Annotated in this window: 26 protein-coding genes and 1 pseudogene; 21 read left to right on the top strand and 6 right to left on the bottom strand. The window is 67.7% G+C overall.

Features of this window, described 5'->3' with window-relative positions; genetic code table 11:
• Nucleotides 1-44: 44 nt before the first annotated feature.
• The gene (locus CFB52_RS30060) at nucleotides 45-1,898 is read right to left on the bottom strand and encodes an ABC transporter ATP-binding protein (RefSeq protein WP_099318277.1); all 1,854 of its coding nucleotides are present in this window, start codon (nucleotides 1,896-1,898) and stop codon (nucleotides 45-47) included.
• 287 nt (nucleotides 1,899-2,185) lie between these two features.
• On the opposite strand from CFB52_RS30060, the gene CFB52_RS30055 reads away from it, so the two are divergent.
• From CFB52_RS30055 to CFB52_RS30030, 6 genes are all read left to right on the top strand, one after another.
• On the top strand, nucleotides 2,186-2,752 hold the full coding sequence (locus CFB52_RS30055; protein ID WP_099318276.1) for a TetR/AcrR family transcriptional regulator: 567 nt from the start codon (nucleotides 2,186-2,188) through the stop codon (nucleotides 2,750-2,752).
• 224 nt (nucleotides 2,753-2,976) lie between these two features.
• Complete coding sequence (locus CFB52_RS30050; protein ID WP_059579400.1) at nucleotides 2,977-3,402, top strand: organic hydroperoxide resistance protein; 426 nt, start codon at nucleotides 2,977-2,979, stop codon at nucleotides 3,400-3,402.
• Between the two features lie 57 nt (nucleotides 3,403-3,459).
• The gene (locus CFB52_RS30045) at nucleotides 3,460-4,494 is read left to right on the top strand and encodes an alpha/beta hydrolase (RefSeq protein ID WP_059579397.1); all 1,035 of its coding nucleotides are present in this window, start codon (nucleotides 3,460-3,462) and stop codon (nucleotides 4,492-4,494) included.
• Nucleotides 4,495-4,751: 257 nt separating this feature from the next.
• Complete coding sequence (locus tag CFB52_RS30040) at nucleotides 4,752-5,123, top strand: CidA/LrgA family protein (protein ID WP_060967232.1); 372 nt, start codon at nucleotides 4,752-4,754, stop codon at nucleotides 5,121-5,123.
• A complete protein-coding gene (locus CFB52_RS30035) occupies nucleotides 5,120-5,854 on the top strand; it encodes an LrgB family protein (protein WP_059579392.1) in 735 nt (244 codons plus the stop codon). Before CFB52_RS30040 ends, CFB52_RS30035 begins: the two co-directional genes overlap by 4 nt.
• Nucleotides 5,855-6,079: 225 nt before the next feature.
• Complete coding sequence (locus CFB52_RS30030; protein ID WP_099318275.1) at nucleotides 6,080-6,385, top strand: hypothetical protein; 306 nt, start codon at nucleotides 6,080-6,082, stop codon at nucleotides 6,383-6,385.
• 90 nt (nucleotides 6,386-6,475) lie between these two features.
• Here the strand turns inward: CFB52_RS30030 and wrbA are convergent, their stop codons facing one another.
• Both wrbA and CFB52_RS30020 read right to left on the bottom strand, forming a co-directional pair.
• Nucleotides 6,476-7,078, bottom strand: coding sequence for an NAD(P)H:quinone oxidoreductase (wrbA, locus tag CFB52_RS30025; protein WP_059579387.1), 603 nt, complete (start codon nucleotides 7,076-7,078; stop codon nucleotides 6,476-6,478).
• A gap of 62 nt (nucleotides 7,079-7,140) precedes the next feature.
• Nucleotides 7,141-7,866 (bottom strand): pirin family protein, encoded by a 726-nt coding sequence (locus CFB52_RS30020; RefSeq protein ID WP_059579385.1) that lies wholly within the window; start codon nucleotides 7,864-7,866, stop codon nucleotides 7,141-7,143.
• Nucleotides 7,867-7,995: 129 nt separating this feature from the next.
• On the opposite strand from CFB52_RS30020, the gene CFB52_RS30015 reads away from it, so the two are divergent.
• The 3 genes and pseudogenes from CFB52_RS30015 to CFB52_RS30005 all read left to right on the top strand — a co-directional run.
• Entirely contained in the window at nucleotides 7,996-8,913 is a 918-nt protein-coding gene (locus CFB52_RS30015; protein ID WP_099318274.1) for a LysR family transcriptional regulator, read from the top strand.
• 90 nt (nucleotides 8,914-9,003) lie between these two features.
• Entirely contained in the window at nucleotides 9,004-10,128 is a 1,125-nt protein-coding gene (locus CFB52_RS30010; RefSeq protein WP_099318273.1) for a Fic family protein, read from the top strand.
• A gap of 12 nt (nucleotides 10,129-10,140) precedes the next feature.
• Nucleotides 10,141-10,340 (top strand): annotated as a pseudogene (locus tag CFB52_RS30005) (hypothetical protein); the annotation flags it as partial.
• Between the two features lie 14 nt (nucleotides 10,341-10,354).
• On the opposite strand, the gene CFB52_RS30000 reads toward CFB52_RS30005, so the two are convergent.
• A complete protein-coding gene (locus CFB52_RS30000; RefSeq protein ID WP_060967228.1) occupies nucleotides 10,355-11,419 on the bottom strand; it encodes a LacI family DNA-binding transcriptional regulator in 1,065 nt (354 codons plus the stop codon).
• Nucleotides 11,420-11,661: 242 nt separating this feature from the next.
• Here CFB52_RS30000 and rbsK point away from each other — a divergent pair, with 242 nt between their 5' ends.
• The 3 genes from rbsK to CFB52_RS29985 are packed head-to-tail and all read left to right on the top strand — an operon-like array spanning nucleotide 11,662 to nucleotide 14,959.
• Nucleotides 11,662-12,588 (top strand): ribokinase, encoded by a 927-nt coding sequence (rbsK, locus tag CFB52_RS29995; RefSeq protein ID WP_099318272.1) that lies wholly within the window; start codon nucleotides 11,662-11,664, stop codon nucleotides 12,586-12,588.
• 60 nt (nucleotides 12,589-12,648) lie between these two features.
• The gene (locus tag CFB52_RS29990) at nucleotides 12,649-13,968 is read left to right on the top strand and encodes an MFS transporter (protein ID WP_099318271.1); all 1,320 of its coding nucleotides are present in this window, start codon (nucleotides 12,649-12,651) and stop codon (nucleotides 13,966-13,968) included.
• 43 nt (nucleotides 13,969-14,011) lie between these two features.
• The gene (locus CFB52_RS29985) at nucleotides 14,012-14,959 is read left to right on the top strand and encodes a dihydrodipicolinate synthase family protein (protein WP_059638963.1); all 948 of its coding nucleotides are present in this window, start codon (nucleotides 14,012-14,014) and stop codon (nucleotides 14,957-14,959) included.
• Nucleotides 14,960-15,154: 195 nt separating this feature from the next.
• Here CFB52_RS29985 and CFB52_RS34845 read toward each other — a convergent pair whose 3' ends face one another.
• The gene (locus CFB52_RS34845) at nucleotides 15,155-15,301 is read right to left on the bottom strand and encodes a hypothetical protein (RefSeq protein ID WP_180278281.1); all 147 of its coding nucleotides are present in this window, start codon (nucleotides 15,299-15,301) and stop codon (nucleotides 15,155-15,157) included.
• A gap of 42 nt (nucleotides 15,302-15,343) precedes the next feature.
• Nucleotides 15,344-15,658, bottom strand: coding sequence for a hypothetical protein (locus CFB52_RS34455; RefSeq protein WP_124658550.1), 315 nt, complete (start codon nucleotides 15,656-15,658; stop codon nucleotides 15,344-15,346).
• A gap of 24 nt (nucleotides 15,659-15,682) precedes the next feature.
• Here CFB52_RS34455 and CFB52_RS29980 point away from each other — a divergent pair, with 24 nt between their 5' ends.
• The 9 genes from CFB52_RS29980 to CFB52_RS29940 all read left to right on the top strand — a co-directional run bounded on the left by CFB52_RS29980 (nucleotide 15,683) and on the right by CFB52_RS29940 (nucleotide 25,052).
• On the top strand, nucleotides 15,683-16,096 hold the full coding sequence (locus CFB52_RS29980) for a DoxX family protein (protein ID WP_060309990.1): 414 nt from the start codon (nucleotides 15,683-15,685) through the stop codon (nucleotides 16,094-16,096).
• Between the two features lie 328 nt (nucleotides 16,097-16,424).
• Nucleotides 16,425-17,390 (top strand): SDR family oxidoreductase, encoded by a 966-nt coding sequence (locus CFB52_RS29975; protein WP_099318270.1) that lies wholly within the window; start codon nucleotides 16,425-16,427, stop codon nucleotides 17,388-17,390.
• A 492-nt stretch (nucleotides 17,391-17,882) separates the two neighbouring features.
• The gene (locus CFB52_RS29970; RefSeq protein WP_059638965.1) at nucleotides 17,883-18,743 is read left to right on the top strand and encodes a transporter substrate-binding domain-containing protein; all 861 of its coding nucleotides are present in this window, start codon (nucleotides 17,883-17,885) and stop codon (nucleotides 18,741-18,743) included.
• 92 nt (nucleotides 18,744-18,835) lie between these two features.
• The gene (locus CFB52_RS29965; protein WP_059638966.1) at nucleotides 18,836-19,558 is read left to right on the top strand and encodes an ABC transporter permease; all 723 of its coding nucleotides are present in this window, start codon (nucleotides 18,836-18,838) and stop codon (nucleotides 19,556-19,558) included.
• 12 nt (nucleotides 19,559-19,570) lie between these two features.
• A complete protein-coding gene (locus tag CFB52_RS29960) occupies nucleotides 19,571-20,317 on the top strand; it encodes an ABC transporter permease (RefSeq protein WP_059579357.1) in 747 nt (248 codons plus the stop codon).
• A 28-nt stretch (nucleotides 20,318-20,345) separates the two neighbouring features.
• Entirely contained in the window at nucleotides 20,346-21,137 is a 792-nt protein-coding gene (locus CFB52_RS29955) for an ABC transporter ATP-binding protein (RefSeq protein WP_099318269.1), read from the top strand.
• 7 nt (nucleotides 21,138-21,144) lie between these two features.
• Entirely contained in the window at nucleotides 21,145-22,638 is a 1,494-nt protein-coding gene (hutH, locus tag CFB52_RS29950; RefSeq protein ID WP_099318268.1) for a histidine ammonia-lyase, read from the top strand.
• 50 nt (nucleotides 22,639-22,688) lie between these two features.
• Entirely contained in the window at nucleotides 22,689-23,444 is a 756-nt protein-coding gene (gene hutC, locus CFB52_RS29945; RefSeq protein ID WP_059638968.1) for a histidine utilization repressor, read from the top strand.
• Between the two features lie 258 nt (nucleotides 23,445-23,702).
• Nucleotides 23,703-25,052 (top strand): reverse transcriptase family protein, encoded by a 1,350-nt coding sequence (locus tag CFB52_RS29940; RefSeq protein WP_099318267.1) that lies wholly within the window; start codon nucleotides 23,703-23,705, stop codon nucleotides 25,050-25,052.
• Nucleotides 25,053-25,098 lie beyond the last annotated feature (46 nt).

Raw genomic sequence — 25,098 nt, 5'->3', positions numbered from 1 at the left:
ACGAGCGATGATCGAAGCGCCGCCATGTCGCCAGGGCGGCCGACCTACTGCGCGACGCTTTCCGCGTCCGCTGTCTCCCCGAGAAACCCGCCGCTCTGGTGCGCCCACAGCGCCGCATAGATGCCGCCCGCCTGCAGCAATTGCCGGTGCGTGCCTTCCTCGACGATGCGCCCTTCGTCGAGCACGATCAGCCGGTCCATCGCGGCGATCGTCGACAGCCGGTGCGCGATCGCGATCACCGTCTTGCCGCTCATCAGGCTGTCGAGGCTGCGCTGGATCGCGACTTCGACCTCGGAGTCGAGTGCGCTGGTCGCTTCGTCGAGTACGAGGATCGGCGCGTCCTTGAGCATCACGCGCGCGATCGCGACGCGCTGCCGCTGGCCGCCCGACAGCTTCACGCCGCGCTCGCCGACTTCGACGTCGTAGCCGCTGCGTCCGTGCCGATCGCGCAGCCGCTCGATGAACTCGGACGCTTCGGCCCGCACGGCCGCGTCGTGCATCTCCTGCTCGGTCGCGTCGGGCCGGCCGTACAGCAGGTTCTCGCGCATCGTCCGGTGCAGCAGCGACGTATCCTGCGTGACCATGCCGATCGCGCCGCGCAGGCTGTCCTGCGTCACATGCGCGATGTCCTGCCCGTCGATCCGGATCGTGCCGCCGTTCACGTCGTAAAAGCGCAGCAGCAGGTTCACGAGCGTCGACTTGCCGGCGCCCGAGCGGCCGATCAGGCCGATCCGCTCGCCAGGCCGGATCGTCAGGTTCAGCCCGTCGAATACCGGGCGATCGTTGTCCTCGTGCGCGAACTGCACGTTGTCGAACACGATCTCGCCGCGCTGTACCGTAAGCGGCTTCGCATCGGGCGCGTCGACCACGCTGCGCACCTTCGTCAACGTGTTGATGCCGTCCTGGATCGTGCCGACGTTCTCGAACAGCTCGGTCATTTCCCACATGATCCAGTGCGAGTAGCTCGACAGGCGCAGCGCCATCGCGATCACGGCCGCGACGACGCCCGCGCTCGCCTCGCCGTGCAGCCACAGATACAGCGCGAGCCCGGCCGAGCCGATCAACAGCAGCGTCGACAGCAGGTGGTTGACGATCTCGAATGCGCTGACGAGCCGCATCTGCGCGTCGCCGGTCGCCTTGAACGCTTCCATCGCGCGCCGCGCATGGTCGGCTTCGCGCCGCGTATGCGAGAACAGCTTCACGGTCGTGATGTTCGAATACGCGTCGGTGATGCGGCCCGTCATCAGCGCGCGCGCGTCGGCCTGCCGGCTGCCGACCGCACCGAGGCGCGGCACGAAATACGCGCACGCGGCGCCGTAGCCGAGCGCCCACAGCGCGAGCGGAATCATCAGCCGCCAGTCGAAGCTCGCGGCGAGCACGAGGATGCCGATCAGGTACGCGGTGACGCCGATCACGACGTCGACCGACATGAACAGCGCGTCGCGCACCGCGAGTGCGGTCTGCATGATCTTGGTCGTCACGCGGCCCGCGAATTCGTTCGCGTAGAACGACAGGCTCTGGTCGAGCATCAGCCGGTGAAACAGCCAGCGCAGCCGCATCGGGAAGTTGATCGCGAGCACCTGGTGCTTGACCATCGTATGCAGTGCGATCAGCAGCGCGCTGCCGGCGAGGATCGCCGCGAAACCGGCGAGCGTGCCGAAGTGGCGGCCGCCGAAGTCGGCCGGTGTCGACGACGACAGCCAGTCGACGACGTGCCCCATCATCGCGAACAGCGCGGCTTCGTACGCGGCCAATGCGGCCGACGTCAGCGCGATCAGCAGGATCCAGCCGCGCGCGCCTTTCGTGCACGCCCAGACGAACGAGAAGAATCCCTTCGGCGGCGTGACGGGATCTTCGAGCGGGAAAGTCGGCAGGCGCCGTTCGAACCACGAATACATCGACTTGTTCTCCTTGTGCGGCCCGACGCAGCGGGTGGGCCGATGATGGCGGGGCCGGATGCGATGCGGTCATCGTGTGCCGGCACGTCCGTCCCGGGGATGGACGTTGCGATCGCGTGGCCCGGTTTCAAGTGTCGCATCGATTCGACCGTGCTGCAGGCCGGTTGTAAGCCGCGCGGGCCAGGCGAACGGCGCCGGACTTGCGCGTCGGGTGGCTCGAAGGAGGGGCCATCACGCCCTTAAAAAAATGCTTGACTATCTATCTATGAGTAGATAAAGTTCGACCCATGGAAACGAAACCGACCGTCCGCGAACAGATTCTCGACCACGCGATCACGCTGATGATGCAGCGCGGTTACAACGGCTTCAGCTATCGAGACCTGTCCGACCTGGTGGGCGTGAAGACGTCGAGCATCCACTACTACTTCCCGTCGAAGGACGATCTGGTGCTGGAAGCGGTGGCGGCCTACAGCGACGAAGTCCTCGCGGCCGTGCGGGCGATCGATCCGACATTGCCGGCCGACGTGAAGCTGAGCTTGTACACGAAGATGTTCGGTCGCACGCTCGGCGACGGCAACCTGATCTGCCTGTGCGGGATGCTCGCGTCCGACATCGAAACGTTGCCGGAGAACGTGCGGCAGGCTGTGCAGGCGTTCTTCACGGCCAACGAGCGCTGGCTCGCGGCATTGTTGGCGCAAGGCGCGAAGGAAGGCACGCTGCAGTTCAGCGGCGAGCCAGAAACCGCGGCGCGCACGCTGTACGCGGCGTTCCAGGGCAGCGTGCTGGCCAGCCGGCTGTTTCACACGCGGGCGCGTCTCGAGGACGTCGAGGCCGTCTGGAAAACGCGGTCCTGACGGACGGCGCAAGCAGTCGGGCGGTTCGCCGCCTTTTATTGGATCACGTTATCTATCATGTAGTAGATAGATGATTGGCGCAGGTGAATCTTCCGCCTGCATTTTTTGGGGATGTTTATCTATCTATGAGTAGATAAATAAGCGCGATGCCGGCGGAGAAGCCGCCGGCACGCGGACCCCCGGTTCGAAGGCTGTTTCATTCATTTATGGAAAAGGAGTCTGTCATGTCGATCGAAAAAGTGCTGTACCGCGCCCATGCAAAAGCCACCGGCGGCCGCGACGGCCGTGCGACGGTGCCCGAAAGCGGTCTCGACCTGAAGCTGACCACGCCGCGCGAACTCGGCGGCGCGGGCGGTGCGGGCGCGAACCCCGAGCAACTGTTCGCCGCCGGCTACAGCGCGTGTTTCATCGGCGCGATGAAGTTCGTCGCGGCGCGCGACAAGATCGCGATCCCCGCGGACGCGTCGATCGAAGGCAGCGTCGGCATCGGCGCGATCCCGAACGGCTTCGGCATCGAAGTCGAACTGAAGATCTCGCTGCCGGGCCTCGATCGCGACGTCGCGCAGACGCTGATCGATCGCGCGCACGTCGTCTGCCCGTACTCGAACGCGACGCGCGGCAACATCGACGTCACGCTCACGCTCGTCTGATCAATCGCAGTGCCAACCATCCATCGCCATTCGAAGATTCGACCAAGGAGTTGCACCATGAAGATCGTCAAGCCGCTGTTGATCGCTGCCGCCGTGGCAGCCGCACTGTCCACCGCACCTGCCGCGTTCGCCGCGGGCGCCGATGCCGTCGGTCCCGATGCGAAGACGAGCGCGTTCCTCGCCGCGCTGAACGGCCAGAAGGGCCCGGGCCTCGAGACGCTGAGCCCCGCGAAGGCGCGCCAGGTGCTGGTCGACGCGCAGAACGGCGTGAAGGTCGATCTGTCCGGCATCGACGTGTCGAACCGCACGATCGAACAGGACGGCGTGTCGGTGCCCGTCACGATCGTGCGCCCGCAAGGCGTGACGGGCACGCCGCCGGTATTCGTGTTCATCCACGGCGGCGGCTGGGTGCTCGGGGATTTCCCGACGCACGAGCGCCTCGTGCGCGATCTCGTCGTGCAGTCGGGCGCCGTCGCGGTGTTCGTGAACTACACGCCGTCGCCGGAAGCGCGTTACCCGGTCGCGATCAACCAGGCCTATGCGGCGACGAAATGGGTGGCCGCGCACGGCGCGGAGATCGGCGTCGACGGCAGCCGCCTCGCGGTGGTCGGCAACAGCGTCGGCGGGAACATGTCGGCCGTCGTCGCGCTGATGGCGAAGGACAAGGGCGGCCCCGCGATCCGCTTCCAGGGGCTGATGTGGCCGGTCACGGACCACAACTTCAACACGGGCTCGTACAACGCGTACCAGCAGGGCCACTTCCTGACGCGGCCGATGATGAAGTGGTTCTGGGACGCCTATACGAAGAATGAAGCGCAACGCAACGAGATCTACGCGTCGCCGCTGCGCGCGAGCGTCGCGCAGTTGAAGGGGCTGCCGCCCGCGCTGATCCAGGTCGCGCAGTTCGACGTGTTGCGTGACGAAGGCGAGGCGTACGGCCGCAAGCTCGACGCGGCCGGCGTGGACGCGACGACCACGCGCTACGACGGCACGATTCACGATTTCGGTTTGCTGAACGCGCTGGCCGACGATGCGCCGACGAAAGCCGCGACGAAGGCGATGGCCAACGAAATCGCGACGCGGTTGAAGTAACGCGATCGGCAGGCGTTCGAAGCTGAACGACAGGACGGCGGGCAGGTGCCCGCCGTTTTTTGCATGGGGGTGTGTCGTCCATACCGGCAGCGCGTCGTGCGAAACGGCTGCATGGCGAGCGCGCCATCGCACGACCGCGCCGCGCCGCCGGCATTGTTGGTACGATCGCGCGTATCGTTCACGCCGGCGTCGCCAGCCGCCGGTTCATCGGCCGCGCAGCCGTACGCTAGCGCGGCCACGTTCGGGAGAAGCGGTTCATGTTGCAGGCGTTCGCGGTCTTGCTGATCTTCCAGTGTCTCGGGGAAGGCGTGTCCTATCTGTTCGGCCTGCCGGTGCCGGGCCCCGTGATCGGCATGCTGCTGCTGTTCGGCTTCGTGATGCTGCGCCCGCAGGCGGCCGATGCGATCGAGCCGACCGCGCTCGAGCTGCTGCGTCACCTGTCGCTGCTGTTCGTGCCGGCCGGCGTCGGCATCATGGTGTCGGCCGACCGCGTGCGCGGCGACGCGGTCGCGGTCGTCGTCGCGCTGGCCGTCAGCACCACGCTCGCGATCGCGGTGACGGCCCTCGTCACGCGCGCGCTGCTGCGGCGCCAGCGCCGCGCGGGCGGCACCGCGGAGGGCGCGCAATGACGGCCTTCCCGAAACTCGGCGCGATCTGGGTTTATCTCGCCGCGAGCCCGCTGCTCGGCCTGACCATCACGCTGGTCGCGTATCTGTTCGCGCAGGCCGTCTATGCGCGGGCGCGTTTCAATCCGCTCGCGAATCCGGTGCTGATCGCGGTCGCGATGATCGTCGTGCTGCTGACGCTCACGCATACGCCGTATTCCACGTATTTCGAAGGCGCGCAGTTCGTCCATTTCCTGCTCGGCCCCGCGACCGTCGCGCTCGCGCTGCCGCTGTACCGCCAGTGGTCGAAGCTGCGGCGCGCCGCGCTGCCGCTGCTCGTCGGCCTGCTCGCGGGCTCGCTGACCGCGATCGTGTCGGCGGTCGGCATCGCTGCGCTGTTCGGGGCGTCGCACCAGACGATCGCGTCGCTCGCGCCGAAATCGGCGACGACGCCGATCGCGATGGCCGTCGCCGCCGAGATCGGCGGCATTCCGTCGCTCACCGCCGTGCTCGTGATCTCGACCGGGATCTTCGGCGCGGTGTGCGCGCGCGGCATCCTCAATCTGCTGCAGGTCGACGAGCCGGCCGTGCGCGGTTTCGCGCTCGGCGTCGCGTCGCACGGGATCGGCACCGCGCGCGCGTTCCAGGTCAGCGAGGAAGCCGGCGCGTTCGCCGGGCTCGGGATGGGGCTGAACGGCGTGCTGACGGCATTCGTCGTGCCGATCCTGTTGCCGGTGCTGTCGCGCTGGATCTGAGCGCCGGCGGGCCACGGGCTATCGGTTTCCCTGATGGCGCGCACGACAGGCCGAACGCGCGGCGCATTCGGTACGCATGTATCGTTGACGTTATCAGAAGAATTCAGGAACGCACACGGACATTTGCGCGGCGATCGGCTAACGTTGCATCGGTGCCGTTGTCGCAGGCCGTCGCGTGCGCGCCGGTGTCCGACCCACACTCAACAATCGACAAGGAGATCGGTCATGAAGCAGTCTCGCGTGGTTTCGGTGGCAGTAGCAGCAGCGGCGTCGTTCGGTCTGTTGTTGACCGCCGCGCCGGCGGCATACGCGCAGGACGCTGCGCCCGCGCCGACGCAGAAGCAGCTCGACAAGGCGCAGAAGAAGGCGGCGCGCAAGGCGGCCCGCGCGCGGCACGCGTCGGACCTGAAGGCGATCGGCACCGGCAGCGGCTACCGGTTGACCGGCGACCAGAGCAACTATCCGCAGAACGCGGTGCAGAAGGCGCCCGGGACGAAGGCGGCGCCGGCCGCGCCGGCTTCGGGCCAGTAACGGTCGACAGCGTCGCACAGCACGAACGGCGCCGGTCGAACCGGCGCCGTTCGTTCGTGGGCGCGACTCGGGAGGCGCGACGCCGCCGCGTTACGACGCGAGCTTGCTCGCGAGTTCCGCCACGTGCTTGCCCTGGTAGCGCGCGATGTCGAGTTCGTTCGCGCTCGGCTGGCGGCTGCCGTCCGCGCCGGCGAGCGTCGTCGCGCCGTACGGTGTGCCGCCGGTGATTTCGTTCATGTTGACGAGCCCGCTGCACGCATACGGCACGCCCACGATCACCATCCCGTGATGCAGCAGCGTCGTGTGGAACGACGTGATCGTCGTTTCCTGGCCGCCGTGCTGCGTGCCGGTCGACGCGAACACGCTGCCGATCTTGCCGACGAGCGCGCCTTTCATCCACAGGCCGCCGGTCTGGTCGAGGAACGTGCGCATCTGCCCGGCCATGTTGCCGAAGCGGGTCGGCGTGCCGAAGATGATCGCGTCGTAGTCGGCGAGTTCGTCCACCGTGGCGACCGGCGCGGCCTGATCGACCTTCACGCCGATCGCGCGGGCCTGGTCGGCGGGGATCGTTTCCGGCACGCGCTTGAGCGTGACCTCGACGCCGGGCACCGATTTCGCGCCCTCCACGACGTGCTGCGCCATCGTTTCGACGTGCCCGTAGGACGAGTAGTAAAGAACGAGAACCTTGGCCATGTTGCGAATCTCCGATTAAAAGGGCCCCGCGTTTCGGCGGGGCCCGGTTTCCCGAACGGGCGTCACGCCCATTCGGCCGTCACTTCGACCGGACGCAGGTCGAACACGAGCACTTCGGCGTCCTTGCCGTCGGCGATCGTCAGCGCGTGTTCGCCGCGGATGCGCGCGCCGTCGCCTTCGCCGAGCGTCACGCCGTTGACCGTCACGCTGCCGCGCGCCACGTGCACGTAAGCAAAGCGGTTCGGATCAAGTTCCAGCGTCGCGCTTTCGTCGCCGTCGAACAGGCCCGCGTAAATCCGCGTGTCCTGCCGGATCTTCAGCGAACCGGCGTCGCCGTTCGGCGACACGACGAGGGCGAGCTTGCCGCGCTTGTCGTCGGCCGCGACATTCGTCTGCTGATAGCGCGGCTCGGCGCCCTTTTCGGCCGGCCCGACCCAGATCTGCAGGAAGTGGACCGGTGTGTCCTGCGAGTGGTTGAACTCGCTGTGGCGCACGCCGGTGCCCGCGCTCATCAGCTGCACGTCGCCCGGCACGATCACCGAGCCGGTGCCCATCGAGTCCTTGTGTTCGAGCGCGCCGTCGAGCACGTACGACAGGATTTCCATGTCGCGGTGCGGGTGCGTGCCGAAGCCGCGGCCCGGGGCGACGCGGTCATCGTTGATCACGAGCAGGTCGGAGAAGCCGACTTGCTTCGGATCGTAGTAATTCGCGAACGAAAACGTATGACGGGAGCTGAGCCAGCCATGCTCCGCACGGCCACGTTGGTTTGCTGCACGGATGTCGATCATGATTTTTTGTCCTTGAAGTCGCCGGACCTCGGAAGTGGGCTCGGCTGTTCGTTGAGATGAATCTTAGGTCAATCGATTTGACAAATAAATCGCTGTAGAGATAATGACTGTCGCTATGGAGTGGACAATATGGAACTCAACGACCTGAGGATCTTCGTCGCGACGGTGGACGCAGGCAGCTTCACGGCGGCGGCCGATCAGTTGATGCTGTCCAAGCAGTTCGTCAGCCGGCGCACGATGGCGCTGGAGGCGTCGCTCGGCGTGCGGCTGCTGCATCGCAATACCCGCAATCTCGCGGTGACCGAATCGGGGCAGGAGTTCTACGCGCGCGCGCAGCGCATCCTCGCGGAGATCGCCGACGCCGAGCAGGCGATGTCAGTACGCAGCACCGAGCTGCACGGCTCGCTGAAGATCAGCGCGCCGCTGTCGTTCGGGATCACGCACGTGTCGCCGCTGATCGCCGAATTCCTGGCCGCGCACCCGGCCGTGCGGCTGAACATCGACCTGACCGACCGGCGCGTCGACCTGATCGGCGAGGGCTTCGACCTCGTGCTGCGGATCGGCTCGCTCGAGGATTCGACGCTCATTGCCCGTCCGCTCGGCGCGTGGCGGATGATCGCGTGCGCGAGCCCCGCGTACCTGAAGCGGCACGGCATGCCGCAAACGCCGGCCGATCTGGCCGGCCACACATGCGTGCTGTACGGGCGCGAGCGGCGGGTCGGCTGGGAATTCCGCGTCGACGGCGCGGCGCGCACATTCGACGTGCAGGGTCCGCTCGTCGCGAACAACGGCGAAGTGGTGCGCGACGCGGCGATCGCCGGGCTCGGCATCGCGCTGCTGCCGGATTTCATCGTCGGCGGGGCGCTGGACAGTGGTGCGCTGGTGCCGGTGCTCGACGCGTATGCGCCGTCGCCGATCACCCTCAATGCGGTGTATCCGCAGCATCGGGAAGGGTTCGTCACGCTGCGCACGTTCATCGGGTTTCTTGCGGAACGGCTCGGGGAGCCGGCGCCGACGGGGGCGAGCGGGGCGGGCCGGGTACGGTAGCCGGCCGCCTTGCGGTGAATGGGGCGATTAATCTCCGCATGATTTGCGGAGATTGTTGAGTCGTGCGGCGAATGAGTGGATAATCTCCGCATGATGAGCGGAGATTACACCTTTATCTGGGAATCGGCCGACTGGCCGGCATGGCGCTTCGACCTTCCGGCCCTCGCCGCGCCGCTCGCCGACGTCAGCCGTGCGCAAGGCATGCTGATCGGCCGACTGGCGGATGTCGGCCTGACGTTGCGCGACGAGGCGAGCCTGGCCGCGCTGACGGAGGACGTCGTCAAGACCAGCGCGATCGAGGGCGAGAACCTGAATGTCGCATCGGTGCGGTCGTCGATTGCGCGCCGGCTCGGCGTCGACATCGGCGCGCTCGCGCCGGTCGATCGCCACGTCGAAGGCGTCGTCGACATGGTGCTGGACGCGACGACTCATTCGGCCGCACTGGTCACCGAAGCGCGGCTGTTCGGGTGGCATGCCGCGCTGTTTCCGACCGGCTATTCCGGGCTGTCGCGGATCACGGTCGGCGGCTGGCGCTCGGATGCGAGCGGGCCGATGCAGGTGGTCTCCGGGCCGATCGGTCGGCAGCGCGTGCATTTCGAGGCGCCGCCTGCCGCACGCCTGCCGCACGAGATCGGGCGCTTTCTCGCGTGGCTCAATGCGCCGCCGGCCGAGCCGTTGCTGATCCGGGCCGGCCTGGCCCACCTGTGGTTCGTCACGCTCCACCCGTTCGACGACGGCAACGGTCGTATCGCGCGCGCGCTCGGGGATCTGGTTCTGGCACGCGCCGATCGAAGCCCGCAGCGTTTCTACAGCCTGTCCGCGCAGATCCAGCGGGAGCGCAACGCGTATTACGACGTGCTGGAGCGCACGCAGCGCGGCTCGCTCGACGTCACGGAGTGGCTCGCGTGGTTTCTGAACACGCTTGGCCGGGCCATCGATCATGCGCACACGACGCTCGATGCGGTGCTGATCAAGGCGCGCTTCTGGCAGCGATGCGCGGGCGTCGCGATGAACGAACGCCAGGTCAAGGTCATGAATCGCCTGCTCGACGGCTTCGAAGGCAAGCTGACGACCACCAAGTGGGCCGCCCTCGCGAAATGCTCGCAAGATACGGCGCTGCGCGATATCACGGAGCTCGTCGAGCAGCACATGCTGCGTCGCTCGGCGTCCGGCGGCCGGAGCACGAGTTACGAACTGGTGCCGTTCGACGGCTGACGTTGCCGCGGCGGCATCGCGACGACGAACGCGGCGATCGTGATGCGCCGCGGCACCGATCTGTGGATCGGGCTGCTGGTGTTCGACGCCAAGAAAACGTCCGGATGCGTTACTACTCGAACGTGCCGGCGTGGAAGAAAACCGTGCCGAAGACGATCAACGCGTGGCACGACAATCTCGACAAGACGCTGCCGATCGACGTGATGCAGTAAGCCGGCGCTGCCCGCTATTTCTTGCTTCGGCGCGCCGCACGCGCCGGCGCCGCCGCGGATTCCCGTATGCGCAACTCGGGCTGGACCGCATGGCCGGGCCCCGTGGCGCCGTTCTCGAGCGCGTCGAGCAATGCACGCGCAGCCTGGCGCCCGATCGCGTCGGTATCCACCCACATCGTCGTCAGCGGCGGCTGGATTTCGCGCGCGAGCGCGACGTCGTCGAACCCCGTGATCGACAACTGCCCAGGCACGTCGATGCCGAGCGCCTGCGCCTCGAGCAACGCGCCGAGCGCGAGCGCGTCGTTGCCGCAGATCACGGCCGTCGGCCGCGTCGCCGCATCGCTGCCGGCAATGGCACGCAGGCTCGCCCGCCCGAACGCGATCGTGGCCGCGCCTTCGTGCTGATGGACGGGACGCACCGCGAGCCCGTGCGCGGCCAGCGTGTCGTGAATGCCGCGCAGGCGGGCCTGGACACGGTCGTTGTCCGTCGACGGCTGCATGATGATCGCGAAATCGCGATGGCCGAGGTCGAGCAGGTGCGTGGTGAGCCGCGCGAATGCCGCACGGTTGTCGAAGCCGATGCAGCAGTGCGGGCTGTCGTCACGGTACGCATACGTGACGACGTACGGCACGCGATGCATCGCAAGGAGTTCGAACAGTTCCGGCGGATACGCTTCGCCGACCAGCGACACGGCTTCCACGCCGCGCGACAGCATCGCGCGCACCTGCTCGAGCGCCTGCGCGGGGTCGTAGTTCGAGCAGCCGAGGAACAGCGTGATGCCGTGCTCGGCCATGACCGTCTGCATGCCGGCAACCTGCGACGCGAACACCTGGTCGTCGAGGGTCGGAATGATCGCGCCCGTGATGTGGGTGCGCGTGGACGCCAGTGCGCGGCCGGCCGCATTCGGGATCCAGTTCAGTGCGAGCGCCGCGTCGCGCACGCGTTGCTGCACGTCGGCCGATACCTTGCCGGGATCGTTGTACACGCGAGAGACGGTCGCGGTCGATACGCCGGCCAGTTTCGCGACGTCGCCGAGCACCGAGCGGCCGCTGCCGCGGCGTGCGCGGGGCGTGCTCATCGGCCGTCTCCGGGGAGGGCGGCCGTGCCGCTGCCGTGTGCCGTCAAAAGCGTCATTGTTTACCCTCGATTCGTGATGCTCCCGCTTGCATTCCCGACCAACCCTGCGAGAATGTAAGCGCTATCGTGCTGCTGCTTCCCTATTATGTCAGACACTTGTTCGATCCGTATGGCGAAATTTTCCGAGACGATGACCATTTCGGTCATTTTGTCGACCGCAAATGTAAGCGATTACATTCAGCAATGAACGGCTTACGGACACCACGTATCGCCGTCGTCGGCAGCGTCAACATCGATCTCGTCACGCGCGCGCCGCGCCTGCCGGTGCCGGGCGAGACGCTGCTCGGCACGACGTTCGAGACCGTTCACGGCGGCAAGGGCGCGAACCAGGCGGTGGCGGCCGCGCGCTTGGGCGGATCGGTCGCGATGATCGGCTGCGTCGGCGACGACGCGTTCGGTGCGCGCCTGCACGGGGCGCTGGCGGCGGAGCGCATCGACGTGACGCACTTGCACCGGATCGCCGACACGGCGACCGGCGTGGCGACGATCACCGTCGACGACGGCGGCGCGAACAGCATCGTCGTCGTGCCCGGCGCGAATGCGTGCGTCGATGCCGACCGGATCGACGCGGCGTGCGACGCGATCGCCGCCGCCGCGTTGCTCGTGTGCCAGCTCGAAGTGCCGGTCGCCAGCGTGGCGCGCGCGATTGCGTGCGCAAGCGCGCGCCACACGCCGGTGCTGCTCAATCCGGCGCCCGCGCAGCCGCTCTTCGATGCGTTGCTCGCGCGGGTCGACTATCTCGTCGTCAACGAAACCGAGGCCGAGTCGCTGACCGGCATCGCGGTCGGCGACGACGCGTCGGCAGCGCGCGCCGCAGATGCGCTGCGCGCGAAGGGCGTCGGCAACGTGCTGGTCACGCTCGGCGCGCGCGGTGTCTGCTGGCGCGGCAGCGCAGGGAGCGGCCGCCATCGTGCGCTCGCGGTGGCGGCCGTCGACACGACCGCGGCCGGCGACACGTTCGTCGGCGGGTTCGCGGTCGCGCGGGCCGGCGGCGCATCGATGGACGACGCGATCGGCTTCGCCCAGCGTGCGGCCGCGATCAGCGTCACGCGCCGCGGCGCACAGACATCGATTCCGACGCGCGACGAAGTCGACCGTATAGAGACCTGAATTCCGCATCCGACGGAATGGCCGAACCCGGCCGCTGACAGTGACATGGAGACAATCGACATGAACGACAATCAAGCTGTTCCGCACGCGCCGCCACGGATTCGGCGCGGTCAACGCATCGCGCTCGCGCTGTTGATGGCGAGCGGGATCGTCAACTATCTCGATCGCGGCACGCTGGCCGTAGCGAGTTCCGCGATCCGCGGCGATCTCGGCCTGTCGCTCGCGCAGATGGGGCTGCTGCTGTCGGCCTTCTCGTGGAGCTATGCGCTGTGCCAGTTCCCGGTCGGCGGGCTGGTCGACCGCATCGGCCCGCGCCGGCTGCTCGGCATCGGGCTGATCGTCTGGTCGTTCGCGCAGGCGGCGGGCGGCATCGTATCCACCTTCGGCTGGTTCATCGTCGCGCGCATCGTGCTCGGCATCGGCGAGGCGCCGCAATTCCCGTCGGCCGCGCGCGTGGTGAGCAACTGGTTTCCGCTGCGCGCGCGCGGCACGCCGACGGGCATTTTCAATGCCGCGTCGCCGCTCGGTACCGCGCTTGCGCCGTTGCTGCTGTCGGTGCTCGTTGCATCGTTTCACTGGCGCTGGGCGTTCATCGTGACCGGCGCGCTCGGTCTCGTCGTCGCCGTCGTGTGGTTCGCGCTGTATCGCGATCCGGTGCGCGCGCAACTGTCCGCCGCCGAACGCGGTTATCTCGATGCCGATGCGCAGAGCGCGGTCGCCGCGCCGAAACTGACCTTCGTCGAATGGCGCAGCCTGTTCTCGCACGGCACGACGTGGGGGATGTTGATCGGCTTCTTCGGCTCCGTATACCTGAACTGGGTCTACCTGACCTGGCTGCCGGGCTACCTGACGATGGAGCGGCACATGAGCCTGATCCGCACGGGGTTTGCCGCGTCGGTGCCGTTCCTGTGCGGGTTCGTCGGTTCGCTGGTCGCCGGCTGGCTGTCGGATCTCGTCACGCGCCGCAGCCGGTCGCCGGTCGTGAGCCGGCGCAACGCGGTGGTGGCCGCGATGCTCGGGATGGTCGCGTTCACGATTCCGGCCGCGCTCGTGCAGAGCAATACGGTTGCGCTCGCATGCATTTCGGTGGTGATCTTTCTCGCCAACGCGGCGTCGGCGTGCTCGTGGGCGCTCGCGACGGCAGCCGCGCCGCCGAGCCGCATCGCGTCGCTCGGCGCGATCCAGAATTTCGGCGGCTTCATCGGCGGCGCGCTGGCCCCGATCCTGACCGGCGTCATCGCGCAGAAGTGGTCGTTCGTGCCCGCGCTGCTTACCGCGGCGGCGATCGCGTTCGCCGGCGCGATGGCGTACCTGCTGCTGGTGCGCAAGCCGATTCCCGAACAGGCCGCGAACGCCGCGCCCGGACCGTTGCCGGCTTGAGCTTGCAGCCTGCATCCGCATTCATTGAAGCAAGGAGAAACAGATGCACTACCCGCAGCAATCGAACGTGACGATCGAGGGGATCGTGCCGGTGATGCTGACGCCGTTCGACGACGCCGGCGCGATCGACTACGCCGGGCTCGAGCGGCTCATCGAATGGTATCTGGCGCACGGCTCGGATGCGTTGTTCGCGGTCGCGCAATCGAGCGAGATGCAGTTCCTGAGCCTGGCCGAACGCGCGGCGCTCGCGCGTTTCGTGGTCGATCGCGTGGCCGGGCGCGTGCCGGTCGTCGCGTCGGGCCACATCAGCGACGACCTCGACGCGCAGGTCGCCGAACTGTGCGCGGCGGCCGAATCGGGCGCGCAGGGCGTCGTGCTCGTGACCAACCGGCTCGATCCGCAACGCAAGGGCAGCGCCGCGTTGCTCGACCATCTGCGCCGGCTGCTCGCGCGGCTGCCGTCGGATCTTCCGCTCGGCCTGTACGAATGTCCGGCGCCTTATCGGCGGCTTCTGTCGGATGACGAGTTGCGCGCGTGCATCGATACGGGCCGATTCGTGATGCTCAAGGACGTGAGCTGCGATCTCGCGACGGTGAAGCGGCGCGTCGCGCTGGCCGCGGGGTCGCCGCTGAAAATCCTGAACGCGAACGCCGCGATCGCGTGGGACGCGATGAAGGCCGGGTCGGCCGGTTTCAACGGCGTGTTCACGAACTTCCATCCCGATCTCTACCAGTGGCTGCGCACGCAAGGCGAATCGAATCCGGCGCTGGCCGACGAACTCTCGACGTTCCTGGTCGTCTCGGCGGTATCGGAGGCGCTGGGCTACCCGGCGCTCGCGAAGCTCTATCACCAGCGGATCGGCACGTTCGGGTCGATCAAATGCCGTGCGATCGACTACGACGTGCGCGAACGCTTCTGGGCGCTCGACGCGGTACTCGACAAGATCGTGGCCGGCACCGAACATTTCCGCCGGCGGATCGCGGCGTCATAACGGAGGACGCGCGCCGCCAGCAGCGCGGCGCGTGATCGCATCGCATGCCGTGCCGTGCATGCGGCACATCCGCTGCGTGCCCGAACGACCCGTCTTGCGCGAGGCGTCGCAGTCGCGGCGCCATCATCGCGATTTCCTTCCCGTTGCTGGCGGCAATGCCTGCCGCTTCGCGATGCGGCTGCCATTCGCAGTCATTCACGACGTCACGAACTGCCGGGTCAGTTGCGCGGCATAGTCGGACAGATTCGACTGCTGCTGCGCGACACGCTTCAGATCGTCGGCCAGTGCGGTCGTCCGCACGTCGATCATCCCGTTCTCCGGATTGAACAGGCCAAGCAGCAAGCGAATGTATCGCTCGGCGAGAGGTGTTCTTCCTTGCCGGTATCAGTTGGCAAGGCTGGTCTGGAGCGAATCGTCCGCCATCCGCACTGGCCGGCCGTCACCGGATGGGCCGCTCTCCCGCGATTGTCCACTATTTCGAGACAGCAAATCGTGTTTCGGCGGATTGATGAATTTTCGTGGGACAGTAGACTGCACCCGTGCTTCGCCAGAACCGATCCGGCGCGCGCCGTCAGTCGCGGCGTCACCGGATGGATTCTTCGGCGGCGGGCCACCTGGCTTGCCGCGCGACTGCGCGAAGAGTGGTCCGTTGCCGGCATCGCGCGCCGATTCGACGCGCAGCGGCAGCGGATGCATCAAACCGTCAATTCAAGGGTGATTGCCATGCGTTACGTTTCACTGGAGTCGAAGAAGGACGAGCTGCTGCTGGCGGCTCGCGTGCTGATGATGATCCTGTTCGTGCTGTTCGGCTGGCAGAAGCTGCACGGCTTTTCGGGCACGGTCGCGTACATGGCGTCGACGGGGAATCCGGCGCCCGAACTCGCGGCCGCGATCGCGGTAGCGGTCGAACTGGTGGGCGGCGTGCTGATCGCGATCGGCTTCTATACGCGTCCGCTCGCGCTGGCATTCGCCGCCTATACGCTCGCGACCGCGCTGATCGGCCATCGCTACTGGGCGCTGCAGGGGATGGAGCAGTACATGGCGATGATCAACTTCTACAAGAACGTGAGCATCATCGGCGGGCTGCTGTTGCTCGCGTTGAGCGGGCCGGGCCGGTATTCTGTCGACCGGAAGTAAGGCACGACGAAGTTTCCGTTCGGTATCACAAGCCCGGTACGTGCAAGCGTGCCGGGCTTCGTTTTTGCGGGCGACGCTGGGGCGGCGCGCGTGCCGACGACGGAACCGGAGTCGTGGCCAGGCACCGCGGGCAGCGCATGCGCTCGCGGCCGGAATCCGCATCGGGGATCACGCATTGCACGAAGCCGTTGGCGGGCGGGAAATGGATGAAGAAAGAGGCGAAGAAGCGGGGCGAAGAAGCGGGCGATCATGTTCCGACCGGATGCGAGCCGTTCATACTGTCCAATAGGCCCGATAATCCATTCGTTTCCGTGATCGAGCGCCACCCATGCCAAACCAGATTTCACCGATCGACCGTCCCACCGTCCTCGTCATCGGCGCGTCCGGCCTGCTCGGCCGCGCGGTTGCCGCGTCCTTGTTCCGCGAACCGTCGCTGACGCTGCTCGCAACCATCCGGCACCCGCAAGGCGCCGGCGCAAAACTGCTCGCATTGCCGCCGGAAAACATCGCCGAACTCGACGTCCTCGACGAGCCGGCTCTCGAGCGCCTGTTCGAAACGTGCCGGCCCGCTGCCGTCGTCATTTGCGCCGCCGAACGCCGCCCCGACGTCTGCGAACGCGACCCGGCCGCGGCCCGCGCCATCAACGTCGCGGCGCCGGCCCGCATCGGCGCGCTCGCCGCGCGATTCGGCGCATGGACGCTCGGCATCTCGACCGACTACGTGTTCGACGGCAACGCAGCCCCGTACGGCGAGGACGCCACTCCGAACCCGCTGAACATCTACGGTCGCACCAAACTGGAAGGCGAGGCCGCGCTCCTCGCCGCCTCGCCGCTGTCGTGCGTGCTGCGCCTGCCGTTGCTCTTCGGCCCGATCGCCGACTGGAGCGAATCGGCCGTCACGAGCCTCGTGCCGGCCGTCGTCGCGTCCGCGCGACCGGGCGCGGACGCGGTCGGCATGGACGCATGGGCGATCCGTTATCCGACCTGGACGCCCGACGTCGCGCAGGTCATCCGCGACCTGACGCTGCGCCATCTCGCGGGGAAGTCCGTCACGGGCATCCGCCATTGGTCGAGCGAGGAGCCGATGACGAAGTACGACATCGCGCGGCGAATCGCGGCCGCGCTCGGCATCGACGCGTCGCTCGTGCCGATCACGCAGCCGACCGACGCAACGCCGCGCCCGTACGACTGCCATCTCGATGCGGCGCGCGTGCGCGCGCTCGGAATCGATTACGCGACGCCGTTCGATACGGCGTTGCGGACCGTGCTGCGCGACGCGCCGCAGGCGCGGTAGGATCGGCGTCCTTCGCGGCTCGCGGTACCAATCCGCCGCGAAGCGTACAGCCGCGCTTCCCGGGCGTCAGTCGGGCGACTTGCCGCCCGATATTCATCGCACGAACGCAGCACCCGCGCCGCTGGCGATGGCGGATTGCCCGACCCCGATGCAGATGCCGTATTGCGCGTCGCCAACGCATCCGGCAACGCGCAGGCACGTACGAGCCCGAATCCTCAGACGTGTTTCACGTCTGAGCGCACTCGCGATCGAATTCAGGATTTGTCTAGTCATCATTGAGATTCGCTCGCTCGAATTGCACCAAACATGTGCCGGAATTCCCCGCGACGATGCACGCCAGAGCCCTGAAATTAGGGGATTTCCCGCGTTTCCCGCGTTTTTATTGATCACTGCTTGTCTCGCTGTTTTTCTTCTTGCATGCTTGTATAGACAAATTCCTGAGGCGGCTCGCTGCACCGAAGGGATGGCGAACTTCAACGCAAGGAGAATCTCGTGAACGGCAAGCGCATCAAGTGGGCAATCAGGACGATCGGCGTCATCGCGGCTGCGGCGGCCACGCTCGCGGCACCGGTGCAGGCGAAGGAATGGAAGACGGTGACGGTCGCGCTCGAAGGCGGCTACGCACCGTGGAACCTCACGCTGCCGGGCGGCAAGCTGGGCGGTTTCGAACCGGAACTGCTCGCCAACGTGTGCGAGCGGATCAAGGTGCAGTGCAACATGGTCGCGCAGGACTGGGACGGGATGATTCCGGGCCTGCAGGCCGGCAAGTTCGATGTCCTGATGGATGCGATTTCCATCACGCCGGAGCGCGAAAAGATCCTGCTGTTCTCGCGTCCGTACGCGGCGACGCCGGCGACGTTCGCCGTCACCGATACGAAGATCCTGCCGAAGGCCGCGCCCGGCGCGCCGATCGTCAAGCTGACGGGCGACGCCAACGCGGACAAGCCTACCGTCGACACGCTGCGCAAGCAGTTGAAGGGCAAGACGATCGGTATCCAGTCGGGCACCGTCTACACGAAATTCATCAACGACAGCTTCAAGGACATTGCGTCGATTCGCGTGTACAAGACGTCGCCCGAACGCGATCTCGATCTGGTCGCCGGGCGCATCGACGCCTCGTTCGACGACGTCACGTACTACGCGGCGAACAACGCGAAGAAGGACAACGCATCGATCGTGCTCGCGGGGCCGAAGCTCGGCGGGCCGATCTGGGGGCCGGGCGAAGGGCTCGCGTTCCGCAAGCAGGATGCCGACCTGAAGACGAAGTTCGATACGGCGATCGGCGCGGCGCTCGCGGACGGCACCGTGAAGAAGCTCGCCGACAAGTGGTTCAAGACCGACGTCACCCCGTAAGCGCGTGTTCGGCCGCCGTCGCGTAAGTTCGTCGAACGGCGCGCGGCGGCACGCATCCAGCGGATTCACTCAACACATGCCGGGAGGCACGCATGGCGATTCTTGAAATGCTCGGCTTCGGCACCGAAGGCTGGGGCGGTGTGCTGCTGCTCGCCGCACTGATGACGGTCGCGCTGACGCTCGCCGCGCTGGCGGTCGGCGCCGTGATCGGCGCGGCGATCGCGGCGGCGAAGCTGTCGCGCTACCGCACCGCCCGCCTGCTCGGCGATCTGTATACGACGGTATTTCGCGGCGTGCCCGAACTGCTCGTCATCTATCTGTTCTACTTCGGCGGCTCGACGCTCGTGACGGCCGTCGGCCAGTGGTTCGGCGCGGAAGGCTTCATCGGCGTGCCGCCGTTCGTGATCGGCGCGCTCGCGGTCGGGATGATCTCGGGCGCCTATCAGGCCGAGGTCTATCGCGCGGCGGTGCTCGCGGTGTCGAAAGGCGAGCTCGAAGCGGCGCGTTCGATCGGCATGCCGCGTAGCATGGTGCTGCGGCGCATCCTGGTTCCGCAGGTGCTTCGCTTCGCGCTGCCCGGTATCGGCAACGTCTGGCAACTGAGCCTGAAGGATTCCGCACTGATCTCGGTCACCGGGCTTGCCGAGTTGCTCCGCACGAGCCAGATCGCCGCCAATTCGACTCACCAGTACTTCGTGTTCTTCGTCGCGGGCGGTGCGCTGTATCTGCTGATGACGGGCTTGTCGAACCGCGTGTTCAACCGGGCCGAGGCGATCGTCGGCCGGTCGTTCCGCCGCAATTTCGCGCGCAACTGACGGAGAACGGGCATGTCCATCGATTTCGCTTTTCTCGTCGACACGCTGCGCCAGTTGCTGGCGGCCGTGCCGACCACGCTCGGCCTGTTCTTCGCATCGCTCGTGCTCGGCGGCCTGCTGTCGCTCGTGATCGTCACGATGCGCGTGTCGCCGCGCTGGCTGCCGAACCGCTTCGCGCGGGCCTATATCCTCGTGTTTCGCGGCTCGCCGCTGCTGATCCAGATGTTCCTCGTGTATTACGGGCTCGGCCAGTTCGGCGTGATTCGCGAGAGCTTCATGTGGCCGCTGCTGCGCGAGCCGTACGTCTGCGCGGTGCTGTCGCTCGCGCTGTGCACGGCAGGCTACACGGCCGAAATCCTGCGCGGCGGGTTGATGGCCGTACCGGTCGGGCAGATCGAGGCCGGCTATTCGATCGGCCTGTCGGGTTTCGCGCTGCTGCGGCGCGTGATCGGCCCGATCGCGCTGCGCCAGTGTCTGCCCGCGTATTCGACCGAAGCCGTGCTGCTCGTCAAGTCGACCGCGCTGGCGAGCCTCGTCACCGTGTGGGAAGTGACGGGCGTCGCGCAGCAGATCATTCAGCAGACCTACCGGACGACCGAGGTGTTCGTCTGCGCGGCCGTGATCTATCTGGGCCTGAACTTCATCGTCGTGCGCTTGCTCGGCGCGCTCGAATGGCGGCTCTCGGGGCACCTGCGTGCGCCGAAGCCGTCCGGTGCGCCAGCCGCGGCGACCCGCAATGCCCGGCGCGTCGCGTCCTGAGCGCGCCCATTCTTTCCAGGAGAATCCGATGAACCCCGCCGCCCCCGTCGCGCTGTCGGTCAGAAACATCCACAAGTCGTTCGGCGATCACCATGTGCTGAAGGGCATTTCGCTCGACGCGCACGAGGGTGACGTCATCTCGATCCTCGGTGCGAGCGGGTCGGGCAAGAGCACGTTCCTGCGTTGCCTGAACCTGCTCGAGACACCCGACGACGGCTCCGTCGCGCTCGCGGGCGAGGAGCTGGCGATGAAGCGTGCGCGCGACGGCAAGCTGCATCCGAGCGACCGGCGCCAGGTCGACCGGATCCGCTCGCAGCTCGGGATGGTGTTCCAGAACTTCAACCTGTGGTCGCACATGACGGTGCTCGACAACCTCGTCGAGGGACCGCTGCGCGTGCAGAAGCGCAGTCGCGCGGAAGCGGTGGAGGAGGCCGAGGCGCTGCTCGCGCGCGTCGGCCTCGCGGACAAGCGCGGCTACTATCCCGCGCATCTGTCCGGCGGCCAGCAGCAGCGTGTCGCGATTGCCCGCGCGCTGGCGATGCATCCGAAGGTGATGCTGTTCGACGAACCGACGTCGGCGCTCGACCCGGAACTGGTGGGCGAGGTGCTGCGCGTGATGCGCTCGCTGGCGGAGGAGGGGCGCACGATGCTGGTCGTCACGCATGAAATGGGCTTTGCGCGCCACGTGTCGAATCGCGTGATGTTCCTGCATCAGGGCGAGGTCGACGCGGACGGGACGCCCGACGAAGTCTTCGGCGGCCAGACCTCCGAGCGCTTCCGGCAATTCGTGTCGAGCCACCACGACCGCACGACGAACTGAGGCTGCCATGACCGTATTCCGTGCGGCGCAGCCGCTCGACTGGCGACAGGTCGCGGCCGTGGCGGCCGGCGAGCCGCTGGCGTTGGCCGACGAGACGCGCGCGCGTGTCGCGGCCGCCCGCGAACTCGTCGACGAGATCGTCGCGCGCGGGATTCGCGCGTACGGCGTCAATACCGGCGTCGGCGCGCTGTGCGACGTGATCGTGTCGCCCGCGCAGCAGAGCATGCTGTCGCACAACATCCTGATGAGTCACGCGGTGGGCGTCGGCATGCCGCTCGGCGCGGCCGAAACGCGCGCGATCATCGCGGCCGCGATCAACAACTATGCGCACGGGCATTCGGGCGTGCGTGCCGACGTCGTCGACCAGCTCGTCGCGCTGCTCGAGCACGATTGCCTGCCCGAAGTGCCGGCGCACGGCTCGGTCGGGTATCTGACCCACATGGCGCATGTCGCGCTCGTCTGTGTCGGGCACGGCCATGCGCGCCATCGCGGCGAACGCCTGCGCGGCGCCGACGCGCTGCGGCGCATCGGCCGCGAACCGCTCGTGCTCGGCGCGAAGGAAGGGCTGAGCCTCGTCAACGGCACGCCGTGCGTCACGGGGCTGGCGGCGCTCGCGCTGGCTCGCGCCGAACGGTTGCTCGACTGGGCCGACTGGATCGCGGCGACGAGTTTCGAGAACCTGGGCGGGCAACTCGCCGCCTTCGATCCGGCTTCGCTCGCGCTGCGGATTTCGCCCGGTATCGGCGAGGTCGGCGCCCGCCTGCGTGCGCTGCTGGCGGACAGCGGCATGCTTGCCGCGGCGAGCGGCCGGCATACGCAGGATCCGCTCAGCCTGCGCACGATTCCGCACGTGCATGGCGCGGCGCGCGACGTGTTCGACGTCACGGCCGAGGTGGTCGATCGCGAACTCGCGTCCGTCACCGACAATCCGATCGTGGCCGGCACGCGCGAGACGCCGGCCGTGCATTCGCAGGCGCATGCGGTCGGCGCGGGCATCGCGCTCGCGATGGACAGCCTCGCGGCGGCGATGGCGCAGGTCGCGGCGATCGCCGAGCGGCGCCTCGACCGGCTCGTGAATCCGCTCGTCAGCGGGCTGCCGGCGTTTCTTGCCGCGCCGGGCGGCAGTTGTTCGGGGTTCATGATCGCGCAGTACACGGCGGTCGCGCTGGTCGCGCAGAACCAGCGGCTTGCCGCGCCCGCGAGCCTCGACGGCGGCATCACGTCGGGGCTGCAGGAAGATCACCTGTGTCATGCGACGCCGGCCGCGCTGAAGGCGCTCGACATCATCGAGAATACGACGCGCGTGCTCGCGATCGAACTGCTCGCCGCCGCGCAGGCGTACGATCTGCAGCCGGGCGAAACGGCGCGCGCCGCGTCGACCGATGCGCTGTGGCGGCATGTGCGCGAACGCGTGCCGGCGTATCGCGACGACCGGCCGCTCGCGGACGATATCGCGATCGCGGCCGGCATCGTCGCGGGTGTGCCGCCTTCGTTGCAGTGACGACGGCCAACGACGGGCCGATCACCCCACATTCATTCGCGCGAGGGCGCATGAGCGAAACGGAACGCAGACTTTCCGCACGGCAGGCGTCGGCATCGGCCGACACCGTGCCGGCGCGGGCATTGCCGGCCTATCAGCAGATCAAGCGCTACGTCGTGGAGCGGATCGCGAAGGGCGACTGGAAGCCCGGCGGCGCGATCCCGACCGAGGCCGAACTGGTCAAGGAATTCGGCGTGGCGCGGATGACGGTGTCGCGCGCGCTGCGCGAACTGACGGCCGAGCGCGTGCTGACGCGCATCCAGGGGGCCGGCACGTTCGTCGAGCGCCGGCATTACGAGTCGACGGTGCTGGAAATCCGCAACATCGCGGACGAAATTGCCGAGCGCGGCCATCGGCACAGTGCGCGCGTGCTGCTGATCGAGCGCAGCGTCGATCCGGACGCGATCGAGGCGCTCGGGCTGCGCGCCGGGCCCGTGTTTCATTCGCGTATCGTGCATTACGAGGAGGACGAACCGATCCAGTTCGAGGATCGCTACGTCAATCCGGCCTTGTTTCCCGCGTATCTGGAGCAGGACTTCACGCTCGAGACGCCGAATCACTACATGGTGCGACTGGCGCCGATCCAGCGCGCGGAGTTCCGGATCTACGCGGAGAAGCCCAATGCGCAGGTGCGGCGCCATCTCGTGATGGAAATCGGTGAACCGTGTCTGCTGCTGCGACGCCGCACGTGGGTCGGCGAGCAGGTCGCCACGTCCGTGAGGCTGTGGCATCCGGCGTCGCGGTTTCATCTGGCGGGCAACATGTAGGGAAGCGGGGGCGGCGTCGCGCATCGTGCGTCGTCCGGCTCGATTTGACACCTGGCGCCGCCGCCCATTAAAGTCGCGACGCGGGGCGGCGGGTCAAGCACACGCCCGGAACAGGCAGCCGATGTTCCAGGACTACGGGGCTACCCCGTGGATCGGATCGAGACGCCGATGCGCCGCAAGGGAATCCGTTGCGCGTCGCGCAACATGACCCCTCGCAGCACCCGTCACGTTGACTCGTCGTCCCGCCCCTCTGCGTCCATGCACTCATCCCTGCGCGACACCACCCGCACGATTGCCGAGGCGATGCTCGCCGGTTCGCCCGAGCGCGACGGCGTCGTCGCGCGGATGGCCGCCGTGCTCGGCGAAGCGCCGCCGTGGGCGCACGAATGCGCGGGCCTCGCGCTCGTCCGCTTCGGCGCGGAGTGGGCCGATACCGATACGGACACGCTCGCGGCGGTGCTGGCCGAGGCGCCCGCGTTCGTGCGTGCCTGGCATGGCGACCGTCGGCCCGTGGTGGTCCGCATCGTGCGGCGGCCGCTGGTGCAGCGGCCGCTGCCGGCGCCGCTCGCCGGCTGCGACGTGCCGCACTGGCCGACGCCCGGCGATCTCGCCGGCTGGCTCGGCGTGAGCGTGCCGGAACTCGACTGGCTGTCCGATCACTGGCGCGTCGACGCGCGCGGCAGCGCCACGCCGCTGCATCACTACACGTACGTCGCGGTCGACAAGCGCAGCGGCGGGTGCCGGCTCGTCGAAATCCCGAAGGGGCGGCTGCGCGAAGCGCAGCGCCGCATCCTGCACGCGCTGCTCGATCGCGTTGCGCCGCACGGCGCGGTACACGGATTTCGCAAGGGGCACGGGATCGTGTCGTTCGCGGCGCCGCATGCGGATCGCGATGTCGTCGTGCGCTTCGATCTCGCGGATTTCTTCGTATCGGTGCGCGCGGCGCGCGTTCACGCGCTGTTCGTGACGCTCGGGTATCCGGCCGAAGTCGCGCGGACGCTCACCGGGCTGTGCACCAATCGCGTGCCGTCGGCGCGGCTGCTCGCGCCGGACCTGCGCGACCGGTTCGACTGGATCGGCCGCCAGCGCTATCGCGAACGGCATCTGCCGCAGGGTGCGCCGACGTCGCCGGCGCTCGCCAACCTCTGCGCGTTCCGGCTCGACATGCGGCTCGCCGCGCTCGCGCGTTCGCTCGATGCGACCTATACGCGCTATGCGGACGATCTCGCGTTTTCCGGCGGCGGCGCGCTCGCGCGCGACGTCGAGCGGCTGCAGATCCGGGTCGCCGCGATCGCACTCGAGGAAGGCTTCGCGCTGCAACTGCGCAAGACCCGCGTGATGCGGCGCGGCACGCGGCAGCAACTGGCCGGCGTGGTGGTCAACCGTCATCCGAACCTGGCGCGCGACGCGTTCGATCGCCTGAAGGCCATCCTGACCAATTGCATCCGGCACGGCCCGGCGTCGCAGAATCGCGACGCGCATCCGGATTTCCGCGCGCATCTGGCCGGGCGCGTCGCGCATGCGAGAGCGCTGAACGCGGCGCGCGGCGCGAAGCTGCGCGCGCTGTTCGACCGGATCGCTTGGGAGGCCGGCGGCGAAGACTGCTGAACCGCCGGCTCGCATCGACCCCGGCCGGCGACTTCTGCAACACGAT

The sequence above is a fragment of the Burkholderia sp. AU18528 genome (assembly GCF_002223215.2).
GTDB lineage: Bacteria > Pseudomonadota > Gammaproteobacteria > Burkholderiales > Burkholderiaceae > Burkholderia > Burkholderia semiarida.
This window is presented reverse-complemented; position numbering and strand designations above follow the sequence as displayed.